This window comes from Alkanindiges hydrocarboniclasticus, from assembly GCF_001982605.1.
Taxonomy (GTDB): domain Bacteria; phylum Pseudomonadota; class Gammaproteobacteria; order Pseudomonadales; family Moraxellaceae; genus Alkanindiges; species Alkanindiges hydrocarboniclasticus.
In genome coordinates, this window is the sequence record NZ_MLCN01000006.1 from 107,143 (window position 1) to 116,074 (window position 8,932).

Genomic DNA, 8,932 nt, shown 5'->3' on the forward strand with positions numbered 1-8,932 from the left:
CAATGAATAAGCCATTTAGAGTGCTGGAAGCTGGTCAAGCAGCTTATCCAGTGTCAGCGGATAGTCATAAATGCGGATACCGGTTGCGTTATAAATAGCATTGGCAATGGCAGCACCTGCACCTGAAATCCCTAGCTCACCCAAGCCCTTGGCATGCAATGGATTGGCATACGGGTCGCGCTCTGGCAAAAACACCACATCAATGGGTGGAATATCCGCATTGACCGGAACGTGATATTCAGCAAGGTCATGATTCAGCAGACGGCCATTGTGCGGGTCATGCAGGAGTTCTTCCATGAGGGCCGCGCCAATTCCAAAGATCATGCCGCCATAACATTGTGAGCGCGCTGTTTTTTCGTTCAGGATTCGTCCAGCGGCAAATACACCCAGCATGCGGCGTATGCGTGTTTCACCTGTTACCACATTAACGGCCACTTCAGCGAAATGCGCCCCATAACTGGCCTGGGTATATTGCTTGGTCGTCTTGCCGGGTTCGATCTGGCCCATGGCCACGACATTTTCCTGAATCAGCTCAGAAATTGTCTTGCACATGCCATTACCACTGGCTTGTCCGGCTTGCAGGGTCAAATTATCTTCTTCAACGCCCAGCGCTTTTGCCAAAGTTTCACGCACTTTTTTACAAGCCATATAAACCGAGCTGCCTGAACTACAGGCCCCAACGCTACCACCAGAACCCGCAGCCGGGGGGAAATCAGTATCGCCCAGACGTACTTCTACTTGTGATACAGGCAGGCCCAGCATGTCAGCGGCAATCTGGGTTAATACGGTATAAGTGCCAGTGCCAATATCGGTCATGTCGGTTTCAACAATTGCATGGGCATCTGGCGTCAGGGTTACACGCGCAGCCGATGCCTTAAGCTGGTTATTGCGTGTGGCAGAAGCCATACCCATGCCAATCAGCCAGTCGCCTTCACGCTGGCTGGCTGGTGTTTTATGTCGGTTTTCCCAGCCAAAATGCTTGGCCCCATAGTCCAGTGTATCGGTGAGTTTGCGGGTAGAAAACGGAATACCCTTACTGGGGTCGATGGCTGGGTCATTGAGCTTGCGCAATTCAATTGGGTCCATGTCTAGTTTTTCGGCCAGTTCATCCATGGCACATTCCAGCGCCAGCATGCCCACCGCTTCACCCGGTGCGCGCATGGAACCCGCCAGTACCTGATTCATGCGTACCATTTCATATTTTACCTCACGGTTTTGTCCGCTATAGGCAAAATGGGTTGAAATGGCGGCAGGCTCAAAAAATGACTCACCCGGCAGGTTGGTACAAATGGTGTTGTGAATAATGGTATGAATGCGGCCATCACGGTCTGCACCCAATGCCACCCGCTGGCGGGTATTGGTGCGCCGAACAGTACTTTCAAACACCTGAATGCGGTGCATGACCACTTTAACCGGGCGCTGGAGTTGTTTGGCAGCAATGGCAGCCGCAATCGATTCTGGGGAGATTCCCAGCTTGGAGCCAAAACCACCCCCCACATAACGTGAGATCAAGCGGACATTATCCGGTTTTAACGCCAGCGCATCGCAAATCTGCTGCTTGCAGGATGACAGCATTTGCATGGAACAGTGCAGGGTAAGCTGATCACCATCCCATTCGGCAATGGTGGCATGTGGTTCCATGGCGGCGCTGTTCTGGCTAGGCGTTATATAAATGGAATCTACTTTAACCGCAGCATTGGCCAGCCCTTCATCCGGATTGTTTTTATGAACTGGTTTGTCATTACCCGAGGTCATCGGTTCACGCTTGCCCAGCTCTGCAATAAAGTCAAATGCACCCTGTTCCTGTGTATATTCTACCTTAAGCGCTGCTGCACCTTCACGCGCAGCCTCAAATGAGGTGGCAACCACCAGTGCAATCGGCTGGCCAAAGTAGGACACTTCCTGAACGCCCTGTGTTGGTGCTTTTTTCTCGCCACCCTGCTGCGAATTGCGAATAAATGCCTTAAAGTCAGTAACCACCGCCACCACGCCATCAATTGATGTTGCGCTGCTTTCATCAATGGATTCAACCGTCCCCTTGGCAATGCTGGCGCTCACCAGATAACCATGCAACGCTTCCCCATCAAAAGTATATTCAGCCGCGTATGTTGCCATGCCACTGACTTTCAGCGGACCTTCCACGCGGCTTAGTTCTTCGCCCACGCAAGGGTTTGGTACACGATCAAGCAATGATTCTACCGCCTGATCCATTACCAGTTGTGAAGTTGCACTCATTGCAGTTCTCCCTTGCAGGCATCAGTTAGTACAGACAGCAAAACCCGACGGGTTAAGGCAATTTTAAAATTATTGTCACCCGAACCCCTGGCGTCTTTAAGCAGCAGCTCTGCCGCTTGATTAAACAGTTGCGGGCTTGCAGGCTGGCTGCACAGCAATTGTTCGACCTCGCGGTTGCGCCATGGCATTACACCAATACCCCCAAATGCCAGCCTTGCACTATTAATCTGGCCTGCCGTGGCATCAATAACAGCAGCAACTGAAACCAGTGCAAAGGCATAAGAAGCGCGGTCACGTACCTTGCGGTAGGCATGCTGTCCGGCAGGCACAGGTGGCAAAATCACATGGGTAATCAGCTCACCCACTTCCAGTACATTTTCACGTTCAGGATGATCTTCGGGCAGCAAATAAAAGTCAGCCAGTGTAATACGGCGGCTACTGCCGTCAATACGGCGGGTTTCCACACTGGCGTCCAGTGCCTGCATGGCAACCGCCATATCGGATGGATGCTGCGCAATGCAGTGCTCACTAATTCCCAAAATTGCATGCATGCGGTTGCGGCCTTCGCGTGCAGGACAACCTGAACCGGGAATCCGTTTATTGCAGGGACTGGTAGGTGAATAAAAATAATAGCAGCGGGTTCGTTGTAGCAGGTTGCCGCCAGTGCTGGCCTTGTTACGAAGCTGGCCGGAAGCTCCGGCTAACAGGGCACGCGATAAAACCGCATAACGCTCACGAACTAATGGATGCGCTGCAAGGTCACTGTTAGTCACCATGGCACCAATTTTTAGGCCACCCTCTGCTGTTTCTTCGACATCAGTGAGGGGCAGGCGCGAAATATCAACAAGGGCAATCGGGGTTTCTATCTGGAGTTTCATCAAGTCCAGCAGGTTGGTGCCACCCGCAATATATTTTCCGCCCTGACTAGCATTAGCCTGCTGCCCATCCAAATAATCCGGGCTGGCATGACTGGCCAGCAGGTGAGGCGCTTGATCTGCCGTTTCAGCGCGAAAGTAAGCAAAGGTTTTCATGCTTTTTCCTCTCTCAGCGCACTGCTGGCAACACGTTTAATTGCCCTGACAATATTCGGGTAGGCTGCACAGCGACAAATATTGCCACTCATGCGCTCAGCGATTTCTTCATCAGTGAGTGATGGCTGGCTGTTAAGATGCGGGGTAACATGACTTGGCCAGCCCTGTCTTAATTCTTCAATCATGCCCACTGCCGAGCAAATCTGCCCTACAGTACAGTAGCCACACTGGTAGGCATCTTCTTCTACAAAAGCTTCCTGCATGGGAATCAGCGCACCCGGTGCCCCCATACCCTCAATGGTGGTGATTTCATCATCCTCATGCATGACAGCCAAGGTCAGGCAGCTATTAATTCTTCGGCCATTGACAAGCATGGTACAAGCGCCGCACTGGCCATGATCACAACCTTTTTTTGGGCCAGTCAAATCCAGATGTTCACGACACAAATCCAGCAGGGTAGTACGTATATCGACTTCAACTTCATAGTCAGTTCTATTGATATTAATTTTCATGACAAACCTCTGTGGCTAACTTTTGGTTAAAAAGTAGTTTGTGTGGCTAAAAGACAGTTTGTGGGGTGGGCTTCATTCCATTGAAAATTATTGTTAATCAGTGGCAGGCCTAAGTTTTAAAAAACAATAACTGGATAAAAAGAAATTGGCATTAAATTTTATAAAACAGCTACATAAACGTGTTAAAGGGTTACTGAGCAGTAACGATATTGTTGAATAACAGGTAATGATCTTTACGTAATAACCCGCTAAAAGTGATCAATATCCATTCAGAATGATGCAGGCTGAGGCAATGACGGCCTGCTTGGCAAATGGCAGGGAACGCAGCATGAAGCTAATCACCATTTTAAGTATGAAAAAAGGAATTCAACATGAAGCGTTGCAGGGTGTGGCATTTCATGTAAAAGCAGCCGCAATGATGTTATGCAGTACCCTGATGCTGACAGCTTGTGGCGGCGGTGGTGATTCAGGCTCCAATCACAGTGGCTCGGACAATACCAACACCCCAACGCCTGATAATCCAGACCCTACACCAGATACCACAACGGGCAGTACCACCTTATCGTTATGTGGTAACAGCACAACCGAGCAGCAACTGGTTGACAGAATTAACGCCGTCAGACGACAAGGGCGTAGCTGTGGCAGCACATTTTATCCGGCTGTTGGCGCCCTTACATGGAATACCCGGCTTGCCAATGCAGCGCAAGGTCACTCAAATGATATGGCCAACAATAATTACTTTGCCCATGAAGGCTTAAATGGCAGTACCATTGGCACGCGTGCAACAGCAGCGGGCTATAATTTTAGTGTAGTGGGTGAAAATATTGCAGCAGGGTATAACAGCATTGATGAGGTCATGGCCGGCTGGATTAATAGTCCCGGACATTGCGCCAACATGATGAATGCCAGCTTTAAGGAGTATGGCATGGCCTGTGCCAGCAATCCGAATTCAACCTATAAAACTTACTGGACGCAGGAATTTGGAGCCAGAAATTAAATTAAAAAACATGAGCCAAATAAAAAGCCTGATTAAATAAAGTAATCAGGCTTTTTTATTTAATGACTTCTTTTATAACCCCCTTGAGTTCTCCCTCACAAAATGGGAATTTAAAGGAGTAAAAACTAATTATGAAAGAAGTTTAATCATTAAAAAGGGCATTTAATGAATGGCAGTGCTTGCCACTTCTTTATTAATTGGTTCACCGAATAATTGCTCACGCCACTGGGCAGTTATCTGCGTACTGTCATGCTGGTTGGGATGGAAGTTATCCTGATAGTAATCCAGATAGGCAGGTGCTAGCGCCGTGAACACCTCTTTCAACTGCTTAAAGGCAGTAATATGTTGTCGCCACTGTTTGCGGCCAACCGGATCGTTAAGCAATAACTTAAAGGTCAGATAGCTAATGCGGGACAAAAATGTGGTAGTAATAATGCGCATAATTCGCTTGCGGGTTGCCTGATCCGCAAAGATTTCCTGATACACATCAAATGCTACGGCCTTGTGTTCGGTTTCTTCCAATGCATGCCACATCCATAGCTTGGCAACCCGTGGATTAAGCTGCCGGTGAAAATCCGGATGCTCCAGCAGGTACTGCGCAATAATGGCCGTAAAATGCTCTAGCGCGCAGGTGACTGCCAGTTGCTGCTTTTGATTCAGCTTGGTTTTGGCATATTCAATTTTTTCATATTCGCTTTGCAAAATGGGCTGGATATCAATGCCCAGACCTTCAACAAAACTATTAAAGTCCTCATGCGCATGGCTATGCATGGCCTCCTGACCAATAAAGGCTGACACTTCTTTTTGCAGGTTATCATCCTTAATCTGGTTACGTACATTACGCACGCTATGCACAAAAAAACGCTCACCATGTGGGAAGGTGAGTGACAGTGCAGTGAGTAAATAGGACAGTAATGGGTTGTTATTAAAATAATATTTTGGTGTTGTAGCAAAATCAAAAGACTGACGGCGCACCTGAATGCTTGAGGCGCGTCGTGTTCTGGATGGTACAGTAGTGCTGGTCATGGTGGCATTCCTCGTTTTATAGGTAGAATGAGGTCAATATGCAGTATTAAATGTAAACTAAATTAGACAATCAACATTGTCAATAAACTTCTGCTGCAATTTGTACAAGTTCAGCCACTCATGTTAAGTTCAGACCTAAAGCAGGCATGGACGCAAAATTTGTGTGATTTTATGCAAAAAACTCTTTTAATTGCTGGTTTTTTTTAGTCTATCGGGTTTTCTGACTTGACCTGTTTACGCTCACATAGCAAGATAACGCACCATTCCACATCGGGGTGTTTTGACACTTCCGTTTCATTGATTAGCTAAAAAGCCGAGGATTCCATGAAGGCTCTTGTTGCTGTTAAACGCGTTGTCGATGCCAACGTCAAAGTTCGCGTAAAAGCGGACAAGACTGGTGTTGATCTAACCAACGTCAAAATGTCTATTAACCCATTTTGTGAAATTGCTGTTGAAGAAGCAGTACGTTTAAAAGAAAAGGGTGCGGTTACTGAGATTATTGTTGTTTCTGTAGGCCCACAAGCTGCTCAAGAACAAATTCGCTCAGCACTGGCGCTGGGTGCTGACCGTGGCATTCTGGTTCAGACTGATGATGAAGTTGGTGCTCTGGAAGTTGCCAAGATCCTTAAAGGTATTGTTGATCAGGAAAAGCCGGAAGTTATCCTGCTGGGTAAGCAAGCCATTGATGACGACAGCAATCAGGTAGGCCAGATGCTGGCTGCACTGATGGGTGCGGGTCAGGGTACATTTGCCTCTGAAGTTAAGGTTGACGGTGGCAAGGTACAGGTTACCCGTGAAGTTGACGGCGGCCTGCAAACTGTTGAACTGGCATTGCCAGCCATCATCACTACCGACCTGCGCTTAAACGAGCCACGTTATGCTGCACTGCCTAACATCATGAAAGCTCGTAAAAAGCCGCTGGATACCAAATCTCCAAGCGACTATGGCGTAGCAACTGGTACCAAGCTGAAAACCATTCTGGTTGAATCTCCTGCTGACCGTAAAGCCGGTGTTCAGGTTAAGTCCGTTGATGAGCTTGTAGAAAAGCTTAAAAACGAAGCTAAAGTAATTTAATTTTCGGTAAGGAATTCAAACGATGAGTATTCTGGTTTACGCCGAACACGACAACAATTCTATTCTGTCTGCAACTTTAAATACTGTGACTGCTGCGCAAAAGATTGGCGGCGACATTCATGTATTGGTTGCGGGTCAAAACGCTCAGGCTGCTGCCGATGCTGCTGCCAAGATTGCTGGTGTAAGCAAAGTATTGCTGGCCGACAACGCTGCCTATGGTCACCAGCTGGCTGAAAACGTTGCCAAGCTGATTGCTGACCTTGGCAAGAACTACAGCCACATTCTGGCACCTGCAACCACTACTGGCAAAAACGTTCTGCCACGTGTTGCTGCGCTGCTGGACGTGAGCATGGTTTCTGAAATTATTGCTGTAGATAGTGCTGATACTTTCAAGCGCCCAATCTATGCTGGTAATGCCATTGCAACAGTTCAGTCTTCCGAGTCTGTTAAAGTCATCACTGTACGTGGTACTGGTTTTGATGCTGCTGCAAGCGAAGGCGGTTCTGCTGCCGTTGAAGCTGTTGGCACTGTTGAAGATGCTGGCGTTTCCAGCTTTGTTGGCGAAGAGCTGGCCAAGTCTGACCGTCCTGAACTGACCTCTGCCAAGATTGTTGTATCTGGTGGCCGTGGTGTTGGTTCGGGTGAGAACTACTACAAAATCCTGGAGCCTCTGGCTGACAAGCTGGGTGCTGCGCTGGGTGCTTCCCGTGCGGCGGTTGACGCTGGGTTTGTACCAAACGACCTGCAAGTAGGCCAAACGGGTAAAATCGTTGCGCCAAGCCTGTATCTGGCTGTTGGTATCTCTGGTGCCATCCAGCATTTGGCTGGTATGAAAGATTCTAAAGTTATTGTTGCCATCAACAAGGACGAAGAAGCGCCAATCAATGCGATTGCTGATTACTGGTTAGTGGGTGACTTGAACACTGTTATTCCAGAACTGGTTAGCAAGCTGTAATTTTGGGATTTAACTGACTCAAAAAAAGCGCCCGTACGGGCGCTTTTTTTATGTAAAAACATATTGAAAAACTTATGAGTATAATTGCATGACATGGATAAAAGGAATAGGCAACGATCCATTATTTATTCGAATATTTGCTTTTATATCAGGGCTGTATCCATTAGCGCTAGGAGGCATAATATTTACTATGGCTATTATGAAACCTGATGGGGGATTTTGGGCTATAGTGAGTATATTATTCACAGTTTTGTTTGTCTATATGGGGATAAAGCTGCTGATCTTGTCATTTGCAAGAGCATCGGCGATTGAAGAAAAGCTTAATAAATGGTTGGATGTTGGCGGACTAGACATTTTTGGGTTTATATTATTTGTCGGTTTAATGGTGCTTGCAGGTATATTTGCATGGATTCTGACAGTAATTATTCGTGTGTTTATCCCACAAAAAAAATATACAGTAAAGCTTCAAAAATTGAATAAGCTATAAAATTAGAATTCTTATATATGAGGTATTGAATACATTGTCTGTGGCGCAGGTCGATTTGCAAGTGCGTACCAAGCTGCTTGAGAAGTTGCCGCAAATCATTGAGCAAGCCGTTAAGCCGATGGAGAAAATTGATTCGATCCGGATTTTTCAGGTAAATGGTCTGGGGCAGGACAATAATGGCAATTCGGTTGGTGCAGACGGTACAGGTTCTGGCAAAAATGGAACTTTCCCGGAGCAAGTAGTGAATTCTGCCTTGCAATACCAGATTGCCAAGCCAATTATTGATGCCGTGATGAAAGATGCCGTGATGAAAGATGCCGGTTTGAACAATGATGGTATTACGGGGATTTCAGAGTCACTGGCTGCCATGATTCCAACAGCTACGGCGAGTAATGCGGAAAAAGTAGCAGATTTATAAACTTGGGTAGAGAAAGGTGGTAAATGCAGGATTAATGAGTTGATCATCCCTTGTGTCTGTCGGCCTTATTTTTTGATAGTGACTCGAAGATTATTGGAAGGTAGATTAAAACTCTTGCCAATTTATAAAAATACGTTGCTTTTAACACCGTATTAAAAGGCAAACTATCTGCCTGAAAAGGGAATTTTGTATTAAAA

9 protein-coding genes are annotated in these 8,932 nt (G+C 47.0%); 5 read left to right on the forward strand and 4 right to left on the reverse strand.

Features of this window, described 5'->3' with window-relative positions; translation table 11 throughout:
* Positions 1-15: 15 nt before the first annotated feature.
* From BKE30_RS02405 to BKE30_RS02415, 3 genes are read right to left on the reverse strand one after another with little or no spacing between them, the layout of a single operon-like run.
* A complete protein-coding gene (locus BKE30_RS02405; protein ID WP_076877071.1) occupies positions 16-2,235 on the reverse strand; it encodes a xanthine dehydrogenase family protein molybdopterin-binding subunit in 2,220 nt (739 codons plus the stop codon).
* Positions 2,232-3,266: an FAD binding domain-containing protein gene (locus BKE30_RS02410; RefSeq protein WP_076877072.1), complete on the reverse strand. Its 1,035-nt coding sequence runs from the start codon at positions 3,264-3,266 to the stop codon at positions 2,232-2,234. Before BKE30_RS02410 ends, BKE30_RS02405 begins: the two co-directional genes overlap by 4 nt.
* A complete protein-coding gene (locus BKE30_RS02415; RefSeq protein WP_076877073.1) occupies positions 3,263-3,778 on the reverse strand; it encodes a 2Fe-2S iron-sulfur cluster-binding protein in 516 nt (171 codons plus the stop codon). The genes BKE30_RS02410 and BKE30_RS02415 overlap by 4 nt, the downstream gene beginning before the upstream one ends.
* A 328-nt stretch (positions 3,779-4,106) precedes the next feature.
* On the opposite strand from BKE30_RS02415, the gene BKE30_RS16165 reads away from it, so the two are divergent.
* Complete coding sequence (locus BKE30_RS16165) at positions 4,107-4,775, forward strand: CAP domain-containing protein (protein ID WP_198938034.1); 669 nt, start codon at positions 4,107-4,109, stop codon at positions 4,773-4,775.
* A 162-nt stretch (positions 4,776-4,937) separates the two neighbouring features.
* On the opposite strand, the gene BKE30_RS02425 is transcribed toward BKE30_RS16165, so the two are convergent.
* A complete protein-coding gene (locus BKE30_RS02425; protein ID WP_076877074.1) occupies positions 4,938-5,801 on the reverse strand; it encodes a metal-dependent hydrolase in 864 nt (287 codons plus the stop codon).
* A gap of 324 nt (positions 5,802-6,125) precedes the next feature.
* Between BKE30_RS02425 and BKE30_RS02430 the strand changes: the two genes are divergently transcribed.
* The 4 genes from BKE30_RS02430 to BKE30_RS02445 all read left to right on the forward strand — a co-directional run bounded on the left by BKE30_RS02430 (position 6,126) and on the right by BKE30_RS02445 (position 8,735).
* Complete coding sequence (locus tag BKE30_RS02430; RefSeq protein ID WP_076877075.1) at positions 6,126-6,875, forward strand: electron transfer flavoprotein subunit beta/FixA family protein; 750 nt, start codon at positions 6,126-6,128, stop codon at positions 6,873-6,875.
* Positions 6,876-6,897: 22 nt separating this feature from the next.
* Positions 6,898-7,830: an electron transfer flavoprotein subunit alpha/FixB family protein gene (locus BKE30_RS02435; RefSeq protein WP_076877076.1), complete on the forward strand. Its 933-nt coding sequence runs from the start codon at positions 6,898-6,900 to the stop codon at positions 7,828-7,830.
* An 88-nt stretch (positions 7,831-7,918) separates the two neighbouring features.
* The gene (locus tag BKE30_RS02440) at positions 7,919-8,317 is read left to right on the forward strand and encodes a hypothetical protein (RefSeq protein WP_076877077.1); all 399 of its coding nucleotides are present in this window, start codon (positions 7,919-7,921) and stop codon (positions 8,315-8,317) included.
* Between the two features lie 25 nt (positions 8,318-8,342).
* Positions 8,343-8,735 (forward strand): flotillin domain-containing protein, encoded by a 393-nt coding sequence (locus BKE30_RS02445; RefSeq protein ID WP_076877078.1) that lies wholly within the window; start codon positions 8,343-8,345, stop codon positions 8,733-8,735.
* Positions 8,736-8,932 lie beyond the last annotated feature (197 nt).

What these genes read in the sequence shown, in the direction of transcription:
- BKE30_RS02410 (WP_076877072.1), bottom strand. Translation starts at nt 3,266, where the DNA reads ATGAAAACCTTTGCTTACTTTCGCGCTGAAACGGCAGATCAAGCGCCT.
- BKE30_RS02415 (WP_076877073.1), bottom strand. Translation starts at nt 3,778, where the DNA reads ATGAAAATTAATATCAATAGAACTGACTATGAAGTTGAAGTCGATATA.
- BKE30_RS02425 (WP_076877074.1), bottom strand. Translation starts at nt 5,801, where the DNA reads ATGACCAGCACTACTGTACCATCCAGAACACGACGCGCCTCAAGCATT.
- BKE30_RS02435 (WP_076877076.1), top strand. Translation starts at nt 6,898, where the DNA reads ATGAGTATTCTGGTTTACGCCGAACACGACAACAATTCTATTCTGTCT.
- BKE30_RS02405 (WP_076877071.1), bottom strand. Translation starts at nt 2,235, where the DNA reads ATGAGTGCAACTTCACAACTGGTAATGGATCAGGCGGTAGAATCATTG.
- BKE30_RS16165 (WP_198938034.1), top strand. Translation starts at nt 4,107, where the DNA reads ATGAAGCTAATCACCATTTTAAGTATGAAAAAAGGAATTCAACATGAA.
- BKE30_RS02440 (WP_076877077.1), top strand. Translation starts at nt 7,919, where the DNA reads ATGACATGGATAAAAGGAATAGGCAACGATCCATTATTTATTCGAATA.
- BKE30_RS02430 (WP_076877075.1), top strand. Translation starts at nt 6,126, where the DNA reads ATGAAGGCTCTTGTTGCTGTTAAACGCGTTGTCGATGCCAACGTCAAA.